Source organism: Novosphingopyxis iocasae, from assembly GCF_014334095.1.
Classification (GTDB): Bacteria; Pseudomonadota; Alphaproteobacteria; order Sphingomonadales; family Sphingomonadaceae; genus Novosphingopyxis; species Novosphingopyxis iocasae.
Genome location: NZ_CP060495.1, coordinates 953,621 through 971,862, shown reverse-complemented (window position 1 = coordinate 971,862; position 18,242 = coordinate 953,621). Strand labels below are relative to the sequence as shown.

23 protein-coding genes are annotated in these 18,242 nt (G+C 63.8%); 11 read left to right on the top strand and 12 right to left on the bottom strand.

Translation table 11 applies throughout. From position 1 onward, the window contains the following. Window positions 1–20 precede the first annotated feature (20 nt). The 5 genes from H7X45_RS04590 to H7X45_RS04570 are packed head-to-tail and all read left to right on the top strand — an operon-like array spanning window position 21 to window position 6,013. A complete protein-coding gene (locus H7X45_RS04590) occupies window positions 21–851 on the top strand; it encodes an XrtA system polysaccharide deacetylase (RefSeq protein WP_187336977.1) in 831 nt (276 codons plus the stop codon). Beyond that, window positions 848–1,918, top strand: coding sequence for a FemAB family XrtA/PEP-CTERM system-associated protein (locus tag H7X45_RS04585; RefSeq protein ID WP_187336362.1), 1,071 nt, complete (start codon window positions 848–850; stop codon window positions 1,916–1,918). The genes H7X45_RS04590 and H7X45_RS04585 overlap by 4 nt, the downstream gene beginning before the upstream one ends. Next, entirely contained in the window at window positions 1,915–3,135 is a 1,221-nt protein-coding gene (locus H7X45_RS04580; protein WP_187336361.1) for a TIGR03087 family PEP-CTERM/XrtA system glycosyltransferase, read from the top strand. The genes H7X45_RS04585 and H7X45_RS04580 overlap by 4 nt, the downstream gene beginning before the upstream one ends. Continuing rightward, window positions 3,132–4,106 carry an exosortase A gene (gene xrtA / locus H7X45_RS04575; RefSeq protein WP_187336360.1) on the top strand — a complete coding sequence of 325 codons (975 nt, stop codon included), beginning with the start codon at window positions 3,132–3,134 and terminating at the stop codon, window positions 4,104–4,106. Before H7X45_RS04580 ends, xrtA begins: the two co-directional genes overlap by 4 nt. Window positions 4,107–4,117: 11 nt before the next feature. Continuing rightward, complete coding sequence (locus H7X45_RS04570; RefSeq protein WP_187336359.1) at window positions 4,118–6,013, top strand: XrtA/PEP-CTERM system amidotransferase; 1,896 nt, start codon at window positions 4,118–4,120, stop codon at window positions 6,011–6,013. Window positions 6,014–6,131: 118 nt separating this feature from the next. Here the strand turns inward: H7X45_RS04570 and truA are convergent, their stop codons facing one another. After that, on the bottom strand, window positions 6,132–6,881 hold the full coding sequence (gene truA, locus H7X45_RS04565) for a tRNA pseudouridine(38-40) synthase TruA (protein WP_187336358.1): 750 nt from the start codon (window positions 6,879–6,881) through the stop codon (window positions 6,132–6,134). An 8-nt stretch (window positions 6,882–6,889) separates the two neighbouring features. Continuing rightward, window positions 6,890–7,792 (bottom strand): methionyl-tRNA formyltransferase, encoded by a 903-nt coding sequence (gene fmt, locus H7X45_RS04560; protein ID WP_187336357.1) that lies wholly within the window; start codon window positions 7,790–7,792, stop codon window positions 6,890–6,892. A 67-nt stretch (window positions 7,793–7,859) separates the two neighbouring features. On the opposite strand from fmt, the gene recR reads away from it, so the two are divergent. Together recR and H7X45_RS04550 are read left to right on the top strand one after the other, a co-directional pair. Next, window positions 7,860–8,456, top strand: a complete 597-nt coding sequence (gene recR, locus H7X45_RS04555; RefSeq protein ID WP_187336356.1) for a recombination mediator RecR — start codon at window positions 7,860–7,862, stop codon at window positions 8,454–8,456. Window positions 8,457–8,504: 48 nt separating this feature from the next. Further along, complete coding sequence (locus H7X45_RS04550) at window positions 8,505–9,074, top strand: peptide deformylase (RefSeq protein WP_187336355.1); 570 nt, start codon at window positions 8,505–8,507, stop codon at window positions 9,072–9,074. Between the two features lie 94 nt (window positions 9,075–9,168). Here the strand turns inward: H7X45_RS04550 and H7X45_RS04545 are convergent, their stop codons facing one another. Beyond that, complete coding sequence (locus tag H7X45_RS04545; RefSeq protein ID WP_187336354.1) at window positions 9,169–9,567, bottom strand: four-helix bundle copper-binding protein; 399 nt, start codon at window positions 9,565–9,567, stop codon at window positions 9,169–9,171. 93 nt (window positions 9,568–9,660) lie between these two features. Further along, complete coding sequence (locus H7X45_RS04540; RefSeq protein WP_187336353.1) at window positions 9,661–10,884, bottom strand: penicillin-binding protein activator; 1,224 nt, start codon at window positions 10,882–10,884, stop codon at window positions 9,661–9,663. An 11-nt stretch (window positions 10,885–10,895) separates the two neighbouring features. On the opposite strand from H7X45_RS04540, the gene rsmI reads away from it, so the two are divergent. From rsmI to H7X45_RS04520, 4 genes are read left to right on the top strand one after another with little or no spacing between them, the layout of a single operon-like run. Continuing rightward, entirely contained in the window at window positions 10,896–11,744 is an 849-nt protein-coding gene (gene rsmI / locus H7X45_RS04535) for a 16S rRNA (cytidine(1402)-2'-O)-methyltransferase (protein ID WP_187336352.1), read from the top strand. Next, entirely contained in the window at window positions 11,741–12,094 is a 354-nt protein-coding gene (locus H7X45_RS04530; protein ID WP_187336351.1) for a YraN family protein, read from the top strand. Before rsmI ends, H7X45_RS04530 begins: the two co-directional genes overlap by 4 nt. Before the next feature lie 24 nt (window positions 12,095–12,118). Then, on the top strand, window positions 12,119–13,090 hold the full coding sequence (gshB, locus tag H7X45_RS04525; protein WP_187336350.1) for a glutathione synthase: 972 nt from the start codon (window positions 12,119–12,121) through the stop codon (window positions 13,088–13,090). Continuing rightward, a complete protein-coding gene (locus H7X45_RS04520; protein ID WP_187336349.1) occupies window positions 13,087–13,692 on the top strand; it encodes a DedA family protein in 606 nt (201 codons plus the stop codon). Before gshB ends, H7X45_RS04520 begins: the two co-directional genes overlap by 4 nt. Window positions 13,693–13,704: 12 nt before the next feature. Here the strand turns inward: H7X45_RS04520 and H7X45_RS04515 are convergent, their stop codons facing one another. The 8 genes from H7X45_RS04515 to H7X45_RS04480 all read right to left on the bottom strand — a co-directional run bounded on the left by H7X45_RS04515 (window position 13,705) and on the right by H7X45_RS04480 (window position 18,199). Continuing rightward, window positions 13,705–14,574 (bottom strand): alpha/beta fold hydrolase, encoded by an 870-nt coding sequence (locus H7X45_RS04515; protein WP_187336348.1) that lies wholly within the window; start codon window positions 14,572–14,574, stop codon window positions 13,705–13,707. A gap of 29 nt (window positions 14,575–14,603) precedes the next feature. Further along, window positions 14,604–15,044: a hypothetical protein gene (locus tag H7X45_RS04510; RefSeq protein WP_187336347.1), complete on the bottom strand. Its 441-nt coding sequence runs from the start codon at window positions 15,042–15,044 to the stop codon at window positions 14,604–14,606. 72 nt (window positions 15,045–15,116) lie between these two features. Continuing rightward, the gene (locus H7X45_RS04505) at window positions 15,117–15,638 is read right to left on the bottom strand and encodes a JAB domain-containing protein (protein ID WP_187336346.1); all 522 of its coding nucleotides are present in this window, start codon (window positions 15,636–15,638) and stop codon (window positions 15,117–15,119) included. A 41-nt stretch (window positions 15,639–15,679) separates the two neighbouring features. Further along, entirely contained in the window at window positions 15,680–16,108 is a 429-nt protein-coding gene (locus H7X45_RS04500) for a hypothetical protein (protein ID WP_187336345.1), read from the bottom strand. Between the two features lie 53 nt (window positions 16,109–16,161). Further along, complete coding sequence (locus H7X45_RS04495) at window positions 16,162–16,509, bottom strand: hypothetical protein (protein ID WP_187336344.1); 348 nt, start codon at window positions 16,507–16,509, stop codon at window positions 16,162–16,164. A gap of 52 nt (window positions 16,510–16,561) precedes the next feature. After that, window positions 16,562–17,089, bottom strand: coding sequence for a response regulator transcription factor (locus H7X45_RS04490; RefSeq protein WP_187336343.1), 528 nt, complete (start codon window positions 17,087–17,089; stop codon window positions 16,562–16,564). 72 nt (window positions 17,090–17,161) lie between these two features. Then, complete coding sequence (locus H7X45_RS04485; protein ID WP_187336342.1) at window positions 17,162–17,425, bottom strand: hypothetical protein; 264 nt, start codon at window positions 17,423–17,425, stop codon at window positions 17,162–17,164. Between the two features lie 66 nt (window positions 17,426–17,491). After that, window positions 17,492–18,199 carry a prepilin peptidase gene (locus H7X45_RS04480; RefSeq protein WP_343061117.1) on the bottom strand — a complete coding sequence of 236 codons (708 nt, stop codon included), beginning with the start codon at window positions 18,197–18,199 and terminating at the stop codon, window positions 17,492–17,494. Window positions 18,200–18,242 lie beyond the last annotated feature (43 nt).

Sequence of the window (18,242 nt, the reverse complement as noted above, 5' to 3'; positions counted from 1 at the left end):
CAGGCACCGTCCTCAACGCGATGTCCGTCGACATCGAGGACTGGTTTCAGGTGGGCGCGTTCGAGAATGTGATCGACCGTGCCGACTGGGACGGGCTGGCGCGGCGCGTCGAGCGCAATACCGATGCCGTGATCGATCTGTTCGCACGCGCCGGTGTTTCGGCAACCTTCTTCACCCTCGGCTGGGTGGCCGAGCGCCATCCCGCTTTGATGCGGCGGATCGTCGAGGCGGGCCATGAACTCGCTAGCCACGGCTATGGGCATGAACGGGTGTTCAAGCTGAGCCGCCAGGAATTCGCCGCGAATATCGATCGCGCGAAAAAGCTGCTGGAGGATGCCAGCGGCTCAGCCGTCAACGGATACCGCGCGCCCAGCTTCTCGATCGACAAGCGCACGCCCTGGGCGCACGAAATCCTGGCGGAAAAGGGCTACGCCTATTCCTCCAGCGTCGCGCCGATCCAAAACGATCATTACGGCTGGCCCGAAGCGGGCCGCTTCGCCTTTCGCCCCGTGGCAGGCTCGGACCTGATCGAGCTGCCGGTCACCACTGCGGTCTTCGCAGGCAAACGGCTCGCCGCCGGAGGCGGGGGCTGGTTTCGGATGTTCCCCTATGCTTTCTCCCGCTGGGCGTTCGGTCAGGTCAATCGGGAAAGCCATCCCGGTATTTTCTATTTCCACCCGTGGGAGATTGATCCGGATCAGCCGCGCGTTGCCGATGCCCCGCTGAAATCGAAGCTGCGTCATTATACGAAGCTGTCCGCCATGGAGGGGAAGCTGGAGCGGATGCTGCGCGAATTTTCATGGGGCCGGGTCGATGCGGTGGCTGCTGCCGAAAAGGCGCGGCTGGCATGAGCGCGCCGTTTACCGAGCATGCGCCTAATATTGCGTGCGTCTCGCTGAGTGATCAGCAGGCAGTGGCGCAGATCGATGCGTTTCTTGCTCAGCGTGACGATACGACGCCTTTCCATCGGCCTGCCTGGTTGCAGGCGGTGCAGGGCGGTTGCGGACAGCGCGGCCATTATCTCGTGGCACGCCGGGTGGCTGGGATATGCGGTCTCGTCCCGCTTACCGAGATCCGCTCTGCGCTGTTCGGCAAGGCGCTCGTCTCCTCGGGTTTTGCGGTGGGCGGCGGCATCATCGCGGACGACCATGCCACCCGGCGCGGACTGACCGAGCAAGCGCTGGCGCAGGCTAAAAAAGGCGGATTTGCGACGCTGGAGCTGCGCGGCGGGACCGATCCGGCAGGGCAGGGCTGGTCGATCGATGACAGCACCTATTGCGGATTTTCCGCCGATTTGGCGGATGATGAGGATGCACGGCTGAAGGCGGTGCCGCGCAAGCAGCGGGCGGAAATCCGCAAGGCGCTGGCCTCCGATCTGGTGGTGGAGGTCGGCAGCGCGCGATGCGACCGCGAGTGGCATTACCGCGTCTATTCGGAAAGCGTTCGCAATCTGGGTACGCCCGTATTCCCGCGAAAGCTGTTCGCCGCGATGCTGGACAGGTTTGGCGACGATGCCGACATTCTGACGGTGCTGCACCGTGGCGAGCCGGTGGCGAGCGTGCTCAGCCTCTACCATCGCGGAACGGTGATGCCCTACTGGGGCGGGGGGCTGCATGCCGCCCGCAGCTTACGCGCCAATGAGATGATGTACTTTGCGCTGATGAACCATGCGGCGCAGCGCGGCTGCACCCGTTTTGATTTCGGCCGTTCCAAGACCGGCACCGGCCCGTGGAGCTACAAAAAGAACTGGGGTTTCGAACCGCAGCCGCTGCGCTATGCCAGCTGGAGTGCGGACGGGCAGGGGCGCGATGTGAACCCCACCAGCCCGAAATATCGCATGATGGTGGAGACCTGGCAGAAGCTGCCGCTGCCGGTGGCCAATCTGATCGGACCGTGGATCGCCAAGGGGCTGGGATGAGCGTCCTCTACATCGCGCACCGCATGCCCTGGCCGCCCGATCGCGGTGACAAAATCCGGTCTTACCATATGCTGCGCTGGATGGCGGAGCGTGCGCCCGTCCACGTTGCGGCGTTCGTGGATCAGCTGGACGACTGGAAATATGCCGAAGCGCTGGAGGCAGTGACCGCGTCCACGATTCTCGAACCCCGCACGGTGCCGATGTGGAAGGCGGGATTGCGAGCGTTGGCGGGCGGACGCCCGGTCTCGCTTGCAGCGTTCGATTCGCCGTCGATGAAACGCAGGATCGCGCGGCTGGTGAAACGGGAGCGGATCGAGACGATCTACGTCTTTTCCAGCCAGATGGCGCAATATGTGCCCAAGCGCTTTTCGGGCCGCGTCGTAATGGACTTCGTCGACGTCGATAGCGCGAAGTTTGAGCGTTACGGCGCCGAGGGAAGTGGGCCGATGGCCTGGATCAACAGGCGAGAGGCGCGGCTGCTCGCAGATTATGAGCGAACTGTAGCGCAGCGTGCGGACGCCAGCCTGTTCGTGAGCGCGGCGGAAGCGGCGCTGTTCCGTCGGCGCAGCGGGGCGGAACGTGTGATCGCGGTCGGCAACGGCATCGATCTCGATCGCTTCGATCCGGACGCGGCGGACGTCGCGCCGCTGACCGACCGACCGACCGGCCCGCTGATCGTCTTCACGGGACAGATGGATTACCGGCCGAATATCGAGGCGGTCGAAAGCTTTACGGCGGCCGTGATGCCGCAGTTGCGCGCACAGTTCCCCCATGTCGCCTTCGCCATTGTCGGCCGCGCGCCGTCGCCGGAGGTGAAGGCGCTTGCGAAACATGATGGCGTGATCGTGACGGGCGAAGTGCCCGACACACGCAGCTGGCTTGCCGCCGCCGATCTGGTGGTGGCTCCGCTGCGCATCGCGCGCGGTGTTCAGAACAAGGTGCTGGAGGCGATGGCGATGGGCCGCCCGGTGCTCGCCAGCGCAGCCGCGTTCGAGGGGATCGATGCCGACGCCGGAACGCATCTGGAAGTGGCGAAAACCGCTGCCGAAGAGGAAGAGCTGGCTGCCGCGCTGCTGGCCGATCCTGCGCGCCGCGCCGCGATGGGCCGCGCCGCGCGCGCGCATGTCGAACGGCGCTATCGCTGGGATACGCAGCTCGCGCCGCTGGGCGAACTGCTGGGTCTGTCAGAAGCGCGCGCAGTGGAGGCCGCGGCATGACCGCTCTGAGCGTTTCCCTTCCGCGCGCCGACACCGCCTGGGCCCGCACGCTGCCGCTGCTGGGCGGTGCGTGGCTGGCGATCCTCGCGCTGTTCTGGCGTGATGCGGCGCAAATGTTCGATATCTGGTGGAACATCTCCACTTATAATCACTGCCTGTTGATCTTGCCGATTCTCGGCTGGCTGGTCTGGCAGCGCCAGCAAGAGCTCGCCGCGCTCACCCCCGCCGCCTGGTGGCCGGGCCTCGCCTGGTGTGCGCTCGCTGCGCTTTTCTGGCTGATAGGCGATGCGTTCGATATCAACTTCGCGCGGCATCTTGCGCTGGCGATGATGCTGCAGGGCGCGGTACTGGCATTGTGCGGGCCGATGGTGGCGCGCGGGCTGGCCTTTCCGCTGTTCTTTTCCTTTTTCCTCGTGCCCTTCGGTGATGAGCTGATCTATCCGCTGCAGGTGCTGACCGCGGATATGAGCATGGTGCTGCTCGGTTGGAGCGGCGTCCCCGCGCACCTGAACGGCCTCTACATTTCGACGCCCGCCGGACTGTTTCACGTCGCCGAAGCGTGCTCGGGCGTCAAATTCCTCATCGCGATGCTGGCGCTCGGCGCGCTGGTCGCCAATCTGTGTTTCGAAAGCTGGCGCCGCCGCGCCGTGCTGCTGGCCGCCTGCGTGATCGTGCCGATTATCGCCAACGGCATCCGCGCCTGGGGGACCATGATCATCGCGCATTATCGCGGGCTGGATTTCGCCGCCGGTTTTGATCACATTTTCTACGGCTGGATTTTCTTTGGCATTGTCATCGCACTGATCCTGGCGGCGGCGTGGCCTTTTTTCGACAAAGCTGCCGACGCACCGGCCTTTGATCCGGCGCGATTGCAGGGATCCTTCGCGGGGCGGATCGAGCCGCTTCCGGTGGCCGTTGCAACGGTCGCTATCCCGGCGCTGGCTCTCGCCTTCGCCGCCTTGCTGCTCTAAGGGGCAGCGCCATGTGCGGCATTGCGGGCATCTTCCATATCGGCACGGCCAAGCCGGTCGATCCCGCGCGCGTCCGGGCGATGACCGACGCCATTGCGCATCGCGGACCGGACGGATCGGGCGTTTGGACCGCGCCCGGCGTCGGGTTGGGGCATCGCCGTCTTTCGATCATCGATCTGGAGGGTAGCCCGCAGCCCATGGGCTATGCCGATGGCCGGTTTCAGATCGTATTTAACGGCGAGATCTATAATTTTCAGGCGCTGCGCAGCGAGCTGGAAGCCAAGGGCCATGTCTTCGCAACCGAAGGCGATACCGAGGTGATCCTGGCGGCCTATGCCCAATGGGGCGAGGCGTGCCTATCCAGGCTGAACGGCATGTTTGCCTTCGCGATCTATGATCAGGCCGACCGGCGCCTGTTTCTCGCGCGCGACCGGCTGGGCGTCAAACCACTCTTCTACGCAGCTCTATCCGACGGATCGGTGGCATTCGCATCGGAATTGAAGGCGCTGCTTGTCCACCCGCTGCTACGCCGCGTGCCGGAGGAACGCGCGGTCGAGGATTATCTCGCCTTCGGTTACGTGCCAGACGATCGCTCGATCGTGAAAGGCGTACGTAAGCTTCCCGCGGCGCATCACATTAGCTTGCGCAGCGAGGGCGGGCTGGCCGAGCCGCAGCGCTGGTGGGATGTGGATTTCAGCCAGCGATCGACGGCCGGGCAAGGCGCGCTGGAGGAAGAGCTCCTCGCGATCATGCGCGAGGCGGTTTCCAGCAGGATGGTGGCCGACGTGCCGCTCGGCGCGTTCCTGTCCGGCGGCGTAGACAGCAGCAACGTGGTTGCGCTGATGGCCGAACAGTCCCGCCGCGCGGTCACCACCTGCTCAATCGGCTTCGACGAGGCGGCGCTGGACGAAAGCAGCCATGCGCGCACCATAGCGGACCGTTTTGCCACCGATCACCACAGCCGGACGGTGGGCGCGGACCAGTTTGAACAGATCGACCGGCTGGCCGAAATCTATGACGAGCCCTTCGCCGATGCCTCCGCGCTACCGACGCTCTCGGTTTGCGAACTCGCGCGCGAGCATGTCACCGTGGCGTTGTCCGGCGACGGCGCGGATGAGGCGCTGGCGGGGTATCGGCGGCAGGTGTTTCATGCAGGTGAGGAGCGGATACGCGGGCTGATCCCGCAGACTGTGCGCGGTCCGCTGCTGGGTACGCTGGGCAAGCTTTATCCGAAGGCCGATTGGGCACCGCGACCGCTGCGCGCCAAGACGACGCTGCTCTCCCTCGCAGGAAGCGGGGAGGCGGGCTATGCCGATGCACTCGGCGTCACCGGTCCCGATGCGCGCGGCGCGCTCTATTCGGATGCGATGCGCGGGACGCTCGGCGATTACCGCGCCGAGGATCGGCTGATCGAATTGATGCGGCAGGCTCCGGCGCGCACCGGGCTGGACCGGGCGCAATATGCCGATCTCACTTTCTGGCTGCCGGGCGATATCCTGACCAAGACCGACCGCGCGAGCATGGCAGTGGGTCTGGAAGCGCGCGAACCGCTGCTCGACCATCGCCTTATTGAATTCGCCGCGAAGCTGCCGGACAAATATCGAGTGCGCGGCGGGCAGGGCAAATGGCTGATGAAGCGTGCGATGGAGCCCTATTTGCCGCGCGATATTCTGTACCGCCCCAAAATGGGCTTCGTCACGCCGATCAATGCCTGGTTCCGCGGGCCGCTGGCGGGCGAGGCGAGGGCGATGGGCACGCGCTCGGCGCTGGCGCGCACTGGCTGGTTCGACGGCGAAGCGCTCGGTCTGATCGCCGAGGAGCACATCGCCGGTCGCCGCGATCACGGGCGGCTGATCTGGCAGATGCTGATGCTCGACAAGGCGGTGGGGCGGCTTTTTCCGGTTTGATCGTGAAAAAGTCTGGAGCCCTGAGCTTGTCGAAGGGCGTTTCGCCTCGACGATAAACGTCCTTCGACAAGCTCAGGACTTACGGAGTGAGAATAAACGGTCGCCGCAAGTTCGGGACTTAAGGTGTCTCAGGATAGCTGGCGTTGACAAAATACAGCCCGTCCGGCGGCGCGTTGTAGCCCAGCGCCGCGCGGTCTGCGGCTTTGAGCGCATCGCGCATATCCGCGACGCTCCATTTCCCTTCGCCGACCAGCTTTAGGCAGCCCACCATCGAACGGACCTGATGATGCAGAAAGGAGCGCGCGGCCGCATGAACCTCGATCCGCTCATCCTTCTGAACCACATCGAGCCGGTCCAGCGTCTTCAGCGGGCTGGCGGACTGGCAATGCGCGGACCGAAAGGTGGTGAAATCGTGCTGGCCGACCAGCACTTGTGCCGCCTCGTGCATCGCGGCGGCGTCCAGTTCCGGCACCACGCGCCAGGCCAGCCCCGCCTCGAACGTCAGCGGCGCGCGGCGGTTGACGATGCGATAGACATAGGACCGGCCCGTGCAGCTGAAGCGCGCGTGCCAGTCCTCGTCCACTTCTTCGCAGGCCAGCACCGCCACCGGATCTGGGCGCAGCTTGGCGTTGATGCCTTCCTTCAGCCGGAACGCGGGAATGGCGGTGTCTATATCGGCATGGGCGCGCATGGCGAGCGCGTGGACGCCGGCATCGGTGCGGCCCGCGGCGTGGACGACCGCGTCCTCCCCGGTGATCGCGTGGATCGCGCGCTCCATCGCTTCCTGCACGCTGGGCCCATGGTCCTGCCGCTGCCAGCCCATGAAAGGCCGGCCATCATATTCGATGGTAAAGGCGAAGCGCGGCATGAGGAGAGCTAGAGCTGCGTGCCCGCCGGAATTGCATTGCCGCGCAGGAAATCGTCCAGCGCCATGATCGGCTTGCCTGCGCGCTGGATCAGCGTGGGGCGGATTGCGCCGCTACCGCAGGCGGTGGTCAGGCGATCGTCGAGCACCGTGCCCGGCGCGCCGCCCCGGTCGACCTGCTTGGCGGCATGGACACGGTAGCGCTCGCCCTCATGTTCAAAGAAGGCGCCGGGCACCGGATTGAACGCGCGTACCTGCCGCTCCACGGCATCGGCTGGCGCTGAAAAATCGAGCCGCGCTTCGGCTTTGTCGATCTTGCTGGCATAGGTCGCGCCGTGATCGGGCTGCTTTTCGCGGGGAAAATCGTCCGGTGCGGCGAGAACTTCGGCCATGAGCGCAGCGCCGCGCACGGCGAGTTCGTCGGTCAGTTCGCCCGCAGTGCGATCGGCGATCGGGGTGGCGGCCATGGCCAACATCGGGCCGGTGTCGAGCCCGGCTTCCATCTGCATGATGGTGACGCCGGTTTCTTCATCTCCCGCCAGGATCGCGCGCTGCACAGGGGCAGCGCCGCGCCAGCGCGGCAGCAGCGAGGCGTGGACATTGAGGCAGCCGAGACGCGGCGCATCCAGGATCGCCTGCGGCAGGATCAGCCCATAGGCCGCGACCACCGCGACATCGAGGTCAAGACTTTCGAAATAGGCATGTTCGTCCGCGCTCTTGAGCGAAACGGGCGTGCGCACTTCCAATCCAAGCTCTTGAGCGCGCGAATCCACCGGCGTGGGCGTCAACTTCTTGCCCCGCCCCGCGCGGCGCGGCGGCTGCGAATAGACCATCGCGATTTCATGCCCCGCCTCGTGCAGCGCATTCAGCGTCGGCACCGCGAAATCCGGCGTTCCCATAAAGGCGATGCGCAAAGGCTCTACTCCATCAGGTCGGTGTGGGCGCTTCCAAAAAGCCAAAGCTGCCCCTACCTATCCCCCCATGGCATCGCAAGAAATCGACGCGCTGACGCAGGCGCTGGCGCGGCTTCCGGGGCTTGGCCCCCGTTCGGCCCGGCGCGCGGTGCTGCATTTGATGAAGAAGCGGGAAGGAGCGCTGATGCCGCTGCTGTCCGCGCTCAAGACGGTCAGCGAGCGTCTCGCCACATGCTCGGTCTGCGGCAATGTCGATACCAGCGACCCTTGTGCGATCTGTGCCGATCCGCGACGCGATCCCAAGTCGCTCTGCGTGGTGGAAGAAGTGTCGGACCTGTGGGCGCTCGATCGCTCTCGCTTGTTTCCCGGGCGCTATCATGTGCTCGGCGGGCGCCTCAGCGCGCTGGAGGGCGTGCGGCCGGAGGATCTGTCGATCGACAAGCTGGTCGCCCGCGTGGCCGAAGGGGGGATCGACGAGGTGGTCCTTGCCATGAACGCCACGCTGGAAGGGCAGACGACCGCGCATTTCATCGCCGAGCGGCTGGAGGACAAGCCGGTGCGGCTCACCCAGCTCGCCCATGGCATGCCGGTGGGCGGGGAGATGGACTATCTCGACGAAGGCACGTTGGCGCAGGCGTTGCGCGCCCGGCGGCCGATCGGCTGAGGCAGGCCGCCGCTTGACCGCCATCGCTGCCGATCTTATCTCCGCGCTATGGCTATCAGACCGATCCTCGAAGTGCCGGACCCTCGGCTTAAAACCGTTTCCACGCCCGTGACCGAGTTCGATGACGAACTCCGCACGCTCGTCGAAGACATGTTCGACACGATGTATGACGCGCCGGGCATCGGCCTTGCGGCGATCCAGGTAGGCGTGCCGAAGCGCGTTCTCGTGATCGATTTGCAGGAGCCCGATCCGGACGCGGAGCCGGAGGTGTGCAACCATGGCGGGCATGAACATACGCATCAGCCGGTGAAGCGCGATCCGCGCATCTTCATCAATCCGGAAATTCTGGACCCGTCGGACGATCTCAGCGTCTATCAGGAGGGCTGCCTATCGGTCCCCGAACAGTTTGCCGATGTCGAGCGCCCGGCGACGATCCGCGCTCGCTGGCAGGATCTGGACGGGAACGTGCATGAGGAAGAGATGGAGGGCCTCTGGGCCACTTGCCTTCAGCACGAGATGGATCATCTCGAAGGCATTCTCTTCATCGATCATCTGTCGCGCCTGAAGCGGCAGATGGTGCTGAAGAAGCTCAACAAGATGCGCAAAGAAGCAGCCTAGGCTTCGAATATTGCCACTGCGAGGGCGCCGGCAGGCGCTGTTCTCGCAATGGCCGATGGAATGAAAAGGCGAGCCTGCGAGGCTCGCCTTTTTCTTATCCGTTGTCCTTTTTCATGAACTCGAGCGCCTTGCGGCAATCCTCGATCGTCTCGCGGCACATCTTTGCGCAGCGCTTGCAGTGCGGATCGTCATGCTTTTCGCATTCCTCGGCACATTGCTCGCATGCCTGGATGCACAGTTCGAACATGCCCATGATCAGAAGGACATTGCCCGCGGTGCGGCGGCTTGCCGTGCGGTAGGTGGCGGTGCAGATGTCCGAACAGTCCGAACAACTGCGGATGCACTGGCGCATATCCTCTTCCTCGGCACTGCACGCATCGGCGCAGCTGTTGCAGATGGCCGCGCAATACATGGCATGGCGGACGGCCTGACCCAGCGCGGGGTCTTCTTCTTTGACCTGAGGATGGTCGGCGATCATTTCGGCGATGGACATGCGTCTCTCCTGCTGTTGCGTTCAGGAGGGCAAGCGGGCGGGGCGGGTCTTCGTTCCCCCCGCCGCCCGAAATAGCGCTAAATTGTGGTCCGCTCAGAAACCGCGAGGAGCCGGGTCGATGGTCACGAACTTGCCGTCCTCAACCTCCTGAACCTCCAGATTGCGCTGGTTGAGGCCGTTCGGGAGCAGTCGGAAACTGCCGTCGATGCCGATGAAGCCCTGTGGGTCGGTCAGCCGCTGGACGGGGAAGGGCGTGCCCACGCGCCAGTCCTTGGCGATGTTGGCGACGAGCAGCACGGCATCATAGCCCAGGCTGGAAAGGCGGAACGGCATCTTACCGAAGCGGGTTTGATATTTCTGCGCATATTGACGGTAGAGATCGTCCGAGACGCTGGCGAAGATCGCGCCGCGCATCGGGATCGATCCGGCGAGCGCGCTCTCTGTATTCCACAGCTCGGTGCCGAGAAATTGCGCTGTGCCTGCGCCGTTGCGGCGCAGCAGCGGCGCGGCGGCCATGGCGGCGCGGCCGGTGTCGGCAATCAGCACCGCATCATAAGGTCCAGCCTGGGCCAGCGCCTTGGTGGCGGCGTCGACCGACTGGCTGGTGCGATCATAGGGCTGGATCGCCGTCAACGTACCGCCTGCCGCGCGCACCGCGGACGTGAGCGATCCGGTGGCGCGCTGACCGTAAACATTTTGCGGCACCAGACCGGCAATCCGCTTTTTGCCATGGTTCACAGCGTAACGGACGACGCGGTCGATCGACTGGCTAGGCAAATGGCCCAGGATGAAGACGTTTCGGCCCGCCACGCCCGAATCGTTGGAAAAGCTGATGATCGGTACATTACGCTGCTGCGCGACGCCGGCGACCGTCACGACATTATCGCCTAGCAGCGGGCCGAGGATCAGGCTGTTGCCGTCCGCCACCGCACGCTGCGCCGCGCCGCGCGGGTCGCGCGCGGTATCGTAAGTGGTCATGCGGATGTTGGAGGCGTTGATGTCCAGGAGCGCCAGCGTGGTCGCGTTAGCAATCGACTGTCCGATATCGGCATTCTCGCCCGAAGTCGGCAGCAGCAACGCGATCTTGTGACGGCTGTCGTCCGCACTCACCACATTTTCGGTGGGTGCGGGCGCGGAAACGGGGGCGCTGTCGGTCCGTGGCGGCGGACGCCGTCCGCCACTGGGCAGCAGCGTGTTACACCCTGCCAGCAAGGTCAGTCCAGCGGCAACGCTGCAACGTTTCAGCCATGTCGCCGTGCGACTGCGTGTCCGCCCAAAGTCCAAGGCGGCTTGCCGCGCCGCAACTGCTTCTGTCATGACCTACCCTCATGCAAAACGATTTTCCTTCCGGCATCTATATCGTCGCCACGCCGATCGGCAACCTGGGAGATGTGAGCGCGCGCGCTGCCGCGATCCTGGAAGCTGCCGATCTGATCGCGGTGGAAGACAGCCGCGTCACCGCGAAGCTGCTGCGGCACCTGGGGCTGAAGAAGCCCATGCGGCCCTATCACGATCATAGCGGGGAGGCCGATCGCGATGCGCTGGTGGAGGCGGCGCGGGCCGGGGTGGTGGCGCTGGTCAGCGATGCCGGAACGCCGCTGATCTCCGATCCCGGCTACAAGCTGGTGCGCGCCGCGCGGGAAGCCGGGGTGATGGTGACCAGCGCGCCGGGGCCAAGCGCCGCCGTGATGGCGCTTTCGATCAGCGGCCTGCCGACCGACCGGTTTCTGTTCGCCGGCTTCCTGCCGCCCAAGGAAAAAGCGCGGGGCGATATGCTGGATGAAGTGAGGGCATTGCGCGCCACGCTGGTTTTCTACGAAAGCGGGCCAAGGCTGGGCAAAACGCTGACAACGATGACGGCGCATCTGGGCGGCGCGCGGGAAGCGGTGGTCGCGCGCGAACTGACGAAGCGTCATGAGGAAGTGGTGACCGGCTCAATCGCCGAACTTGCCGATCGCTATGCTGACGAAGCGCCGAAGGGGGAAATCGTGCTGTTGGTCGGTCCGCCCGCGGACGACAAAACACAGGAGGCGGATGAGGGCGCGATCGAAGCCGCGCTGATCGAGGCGATGGAGCGTTTGCCGGCGTCCAAGGCAGCGGGCGAGGTGGCGAAGCGCTTCGGGCGTGATCGCAAGGCGCTGTTCGATCTTGCAACCGAACTGAAGGCGCGGGGATGAACCGCCTTGCCGCCGAAGCACTTGGACGGCGGGCGGAGACGATCGCGGCCTGGTGGCTGCGCTTGCATGGCTATCGCATTCTTGGCCAGCGGGTGCGCAATCCGCGCGGGGAGATCGACATCGTGGCGCGGCGTGGAGGCGTCGTTGCTTTCGTGGAGGTGAAGGCGCGTGCCAGCACGCAAAGGCTGGACAGCGCGATCGACGATTATCGGTTTCGCCGGGTGGCGGCTGCGGCGGAAGTGGCCATTCCCCATTATTGCGGGGAACGCTTCGATGCGCGGTTCGATATCATCCTGGTGGCACCCGGCCGCCTGCCGCGCCATATGCGCAACGTCTGGCACGCCCGCTAGAAGGCTCAAACAGCAAGGAACGCCATGAAAGCCGCCATCCAAATGGATTCGCTCGAAGGAATCAACATCAACGGCGATTCGAGTTTTGCCATCCTCCTGAAGGGGCAGGAACGCGGTTATGAGCAGTTCTATTATGACGTGCGCGATCTGACGTGGCGGGATGGACGGCTGACCACGCGGGCGTTTCCAGTGACGGTGCAGCGCATTGCGGGCGACCATTACAAGCTTGGCGATCCGGTGACGATCGATCTGGGCAGCGATATCGATGTGGTGCTGATGCGGCAGGACCCGCCGTTCGATACAGGCTATCTGACCGGCACCTGGCTGCTGGAGCGCATTGCAGACGAGACGCTGGTGGTGAACGACCCCAAGGCGGTGCGCGATGCGCCGGAGAAGGTCTATGTGCTCGATTATCGGCGCTACATGCCCGAAACGCTCATCACGCGCCGCCTCGACGAAATTCGGGATTTTCATGACCGCCACAAGCGGATCGTCATAAAGCCGCTGCACGGCAATGGCGGCAAGGCGGTGTTCCGGATCGGCGAGGATGGCGACAATCTCTCCGCCCTGGTCGAGATGTTCAACCAGACCTGGAAGGAGCCGCATATGGTGCAGCCTTTCCTTCCGGACATTGAAAAGGGCGACAAGCGCATCGTTCTGATCGATGGCGAGTTTGCCGGCGCGATCAACCGCAAGCCGGGCGAGGGCGAGTTCCGTTCCAACCTGGCGCAGGGCGGCTATGCCGAAGCGGCGGACCTGACTGAAACCGAGCGCGAAATCTGCGATGCGATGGGGCCGGAACTGCGCCGCTTGGGCCTTGTCTTTGTGGGCATCGACGTGATCGGCGGCAAATGGCTGACAGAGATCAACGTGACTTCCCCCACCGGCATTGTCGCAATCGATAAATTCAACGGTACCGACAGTGCCGGGATGATCTGGGATGCTATCGAGCGGCGTCTGAAAGAGCGCAGCCAGAATGATCGTACCGACAGGTGAGCCAATGGATCGTCCATCTGGTCGCCAATGGCGGCTATATCGGCATCGCTTTTCTGATGTTTCTGGAGAATGTGTTTCCGCCAATTCCGTCGGAGATCATCATGGGGCTTGCTGGCATCGAGGTGGGCCAGGGACAGATGAATTTCGAGGCGGTGGTCTTTGCCGGAACGGTCGGTTCGACGCTGGGCAATTACGCCTGGTATCTGCTGGGACGCTTCTACGGATTTCGGCGGCTTGAAGGTTTCGTCAATCGCTGGGGCCGCTGGCTGACGCTGGAGTGGGAGGATATCCAGAAGATCAATCGCCTGTTCACGCGCCATGGCGGGAAGATCGTTTTTGTCCTGCGCTTCATGCCCGCCTTCCGCACTATCGTGTCGCTGCCCGCGGGCCTGTTCCGGATGGGGCATCTCCGCTTTCTGATCGCCACCTTTGCGGGCGCGATGATCTGGAACGTCATCCTGACGGGTGCGGGTTATTATCTGGGCCGCAACTTCAGCAAGATCGACGATTATGTCGGCCCGATATCGACCGCCGCCATCGCCGCAATCGTGCTGTTCTATGTTTATCGCGTCATCACCTGGAAACCGCGCGCACAGCGTTGAGCGATCGCTGGCTCACAGAAATTCCTGCAGCTCTGCGATAAACCGGTCGAACTGGTCATGGTGCACCCAGTGGCCGGCCTTCTCGTAGGAGGAGACGCTGGCATTGCGAAAGAACCTGATCCGCCCGTCTTCTTCGGGGTTTGAAGCCCAACTGTCCTGCCCGTAGATCAGCCGCGTCGGACAGTCGATCTGTCCCCACAGGGTCTCGATCTCCTCATAGGGAAGATCGATCGTCGGCCAGACATGGACATAGGGATCGAACTTCCAGCTGTAACTGCCGTCCTCGTTGCGCATCACGGCATGGAGGGTGAGATGGTGGCCCTGTTCGGCCGATAGATAGGTGTTCGCCTCCATCATCCGGGCATAGGCTTCTTCGAAACTTGCATAGCGTTTGGGCAGCCGCGCCGCCGCCGCGCGCTTGTCGTGGATCCAGCGGCGCATCCGCTCGTCGAACGAGACCTCGAGCCGCTTTTCCTGCATCGCGGGGGACGGGCCGAGGCCTTCGATCGCGACGAGGCGCCGTACTTGATCAGGGTAAAGGCCGGTGAAGCGCAGCGCGATATTGCCGCCCAGCGAATGCGCGACGATGGTGACGGGGGCGAGGCCAAGCTGGTGCACCAACTGCGCCAGATCATAGACATAGCCGGTGATCGGATAATCGCCGGACATGTTCCACTCGCTGTCGCCGTGACCGCGAAGATCGGGACAGATGACATGCCAATCCTCGCGCAGCTGCATCGCCGTCCAATCCCAGCTGCGCGCATGATCGCGCCCGCCATGCAGCAGGATCAGCGGCGGTTTGTCGGGATTTCCCCAGTCGACATAATGCAACCGCGTGCGCTGCGAAATGATACTCTGCGAGGTCGGGCCGGTTAGGTTCATACCTGCAAGCTATCACCGCGTCCGTGCGATCAATCAACCGTCTTGGGCCGATGCGGTAGCGTCCGCATACTCGCTTGTCGCCTGCCGAAAGCGCCGATCGCGATTGCGGCGATCGCCGGGTAAGCCCAGAATCCTTCGGCATATGCATAGGCCTTGGGTGCCAGTCCAGGCGACATGGCGACCGCGATATTTACTGCGGCGCCGACGCAGCAGAACCCGGCCATCCATAATGGCCAGAATCGCGTGCTGAACAAAGCAAGCGTGGCAGCGGCGAGAAAAGTAAGGATGTCCACTATTGCCAGATCGACGTCATGACGGCTCCAGTCTACTCCGCCCAATACCGGATCGAGTGAAAACACTGTCGCGCCGAGAACGATGAGAACCCCCAGCCGCTCGTCCCGGCCTCCAAGCGCCCAAGCGTAAGTGCAGCAGGTGCCGAGGAAGCAGAAGTAGAACGTCTTAAGCAGCATCCCGAGCGCTCAATCACTGCTCGCTCAACGCGTCAACCAAGGAGCGGAGCATTCGTAGGTCTGATCGCCGGATTATCGCAACAGACCTGCTGCGCGCATGGAAAAATTGGAAGCGCCGACAATGATATGGTCGACGAGAGTGATGTCGAGAGAAGCGGCCGCCTCTGCCAATCGGTGAGTGACGCGGATGTCGGCACTGCTTGGGCGGGGGTCGAGCGAGGGGTGATTATGTGCCAGCACCAGGCCGCTGGCGTCGAGCTCAAGTGCCCTGCGTACCAGCTCGCGCGGGAAGATGGCGGATTCGTCCACGGTGCCGTCGCAGACGCATTCATCCGCGATGAGGCGCCCGATCCGGTCGAGGAAGAGCGTACGGATCTGCTCTTTCCCGCGATGAGCGAGGCGTTTGCGCAGGTAGCTATCGAGCCGATCTGGATCAGACATCAGCGGTCGTCTGCCGATCTGGTCTGTTTCCGCGGCAAGATGGGTCGCGCGGGCAGCTAGAATACGATTGGCAATCGCCGGGGAGGCGCAGGCTGTTAGGGCTTCGCAGCTGGCATCCAGCGTGTTGGCGAGCGATCCGAAACGCGTGAGCAATAAGGCCGCGGTCGCTTCAGGATCGGCAGAGAGATCGGCGATCAGGACGCAGAGAGCCCGTAGCCCCGCATCCCGCGCCGATGAGTCCAGGTGCCGATCACCAGCGCCAACATCGCCGGATAGGCCCAGAAACCCTGGCTTAGCGAATAAGCCATCGAAGCGAAATTCGGCATTGCGGCTACGGCCAGATGCGTCATCACTCCGACCAAGCAAAACCCGGCGAACCACATCGGCCAAAACCGATCGCTGCGGATCGCGAGCCATGTCGCCAGAAGAAAGGTGACGAGGTCCACTGCGAACATATTCCAATGGACTGCCCTCCATTCCAACGGTCGGTACCATATCAGCACCGAAACAATGCTGGCCGTAAGCGTCAGCAGGCTGCCTAGCTTTTCGGTGCGCCCACCCGCGATAAAGGCGTAGAGGCAGCATAGGACGAGCGTTACGTCGTAGAGTGTTTGAAGTACCACGGGACCGACCGAACCATTTGGGGTGAGTCCAGTCAATCCCGTGGCCTCCCCCCTCAGGCGGCGTCCGAAACCACCTGAAGTCCGTTGCTGGCGCCGGTGAGAGTTTTCTCTCCACCACGGCCGAAGTTCATGCGCGCCAGCCCGATATCGGTCTGCGCCTCGAAAAGTCCCTCATGCGCCGAAACCATCTCCTGCCGTGCGGCGGCAAGATGCTGCATGCTGCCTGCGGCGCGGGAGAATACATCTTGCGCGACCACTGCCGAAAGATTGGCCGAACGGCGCGCTTCCGGCAGCGCCATGTTCAGCTGGGCCACGCGGGCGAAGGCCTCGTCGATCGCCGCTTCTGCCGCATGCAGTTTTTCGGCCACATCGCGAGCGGCTGCAATCCTCTGGTTCCTCATCGCTTCTACTCCCACCGATGCGCCGCATGGACGCATGATCGATACGCGCCGTTCAGCTGAACAGCGTGGAGAGAGCGCTGAGGCCACCCATGAGACCACCGAAAATGATCACGCTCCCGACAGCGATCGATACGATCCAGCCGAGGCGCTGCAGAGCGGTGAGCTCGTTGCGCTCCCCCCGATGACGCGGGATCGGCAGGTAGGAAGAATGATCTGCCCAGTCCGCCGCGAACGCGCTGTCGCGAAGTCTGGTGGCATCGTTTCCGTCGCCGCCGGCCCCATCGGGTGACGGGAATGCTTGTGGTCCAAAACCCGCGGAATCCGGAAAATCCGGGGTCTGATATACCAAAGTCCGGACCTCTTCTTCAGAGGCATCCGGAGCCTCGAACGCCGCGGCGGAGCGTGCATTCTGGGGTCCGCTGGAATTTTCGGAATCTTCGATCGCCTGGAATATTCTGGCTGCATCGAAGCGATCTGCCGCGCCGAGTTTCGCAATCGCTCGCTTCAACCGCGCATCCACGGTGTGCGACGAGACATCCAGCTCACGCGCGATCTGCTTCGAGCTTTTCAGCTCGGCCACGCCGCGCAGGCAATCGATTTCCTTTTCGCTGAGTCGCGTTGTCATCGCGCGGACATTACCGTCCCCGCCTGCCTAGTCGAGGGGCTTGTCGGCGCGTTCGCGCAGGCGTGCCGCAAGATAATAGAGCATGATGTCCTGTCCGCTGCCGTCGACATGAGCATCCAGCAGATCGGCAAGCTCACGCAGAAGGGCAGGGATATCCTCATCGCGCGCGCGTTGCCGGATCGCGAGCCGCATGGAATGGACCAGCAACTCCCCGGTGCTGTCGAGCAGATCGAACGGATCATAGCGGACGCCGCTGGGAGGGAAATGCGGGGCAGAGTCTTCGATTTTCATCAATCGTGCCATTAGGTGCGCCCCGACCGGCGAACCAGCGCTGTCTGATCCGTTTTGGACCGGCCCTCAGACGATGCCGGGCAGCAGAGCGATCAGCATGGCCGCCATCCCCAGCGCGCTGCCGAGCGGAATTTTCTGCTGCGCCAGTGGCTGCGCGCGGGCGCGCAGCAAGGCAAGCGCGAGACCGAGTCCGCTGGCGAGAAGCAGCAGAAACGGCAGCGCCTGCCAGCCGAGCCATAGGCCCAGCGCCCCGAGCAGCTTGGGATCGCCCTGGCCGAGGCCTTCCTGGCCCCGCGCGCGGCGATAGAGGGCGGCAATCGCGGCGAGCACCGCCCAGCCCGCCACGCCGCCGATGATCCTGTCGGCCAGCCCGAGATTGCTGAGGAAACCGCCTAGTGCAGCCCCTGCGGCAGTGAGAAGCAGCACAAGCGGGTTCGGCAACCAGAGATAGCGATAGTCCAGCCAGATCAGCGGGATCAGCAGCCATGTCATCACCGCCCAGGCAGCAGCGGCCTCGGGAGGGAGTAGCAGAAAGGCTCCCGCGCCCGCTAGGAATGCGGCAAATTCGATCTGCATATGCGTGGTGTCGATGGGCGCGCCGCAGCTTCGGCAGCGCCCGTGGGCGATGAGGGCAGAGAGCAGTGGCACCAGATCCGCCGCTCCCAGAACTCGCCCGCAATGGTCGCATGCCGAACGCCCTGTCAGCACGCTGCGTCCTTGCGGCCAGCGAAGGCAAAGCGTCGCCAGAAAACTGCCGAAAATCGCGCCGAGCACACCGAAGATCAGCGCCCAGATCCAGGGCGGGACCGTGGAAAGC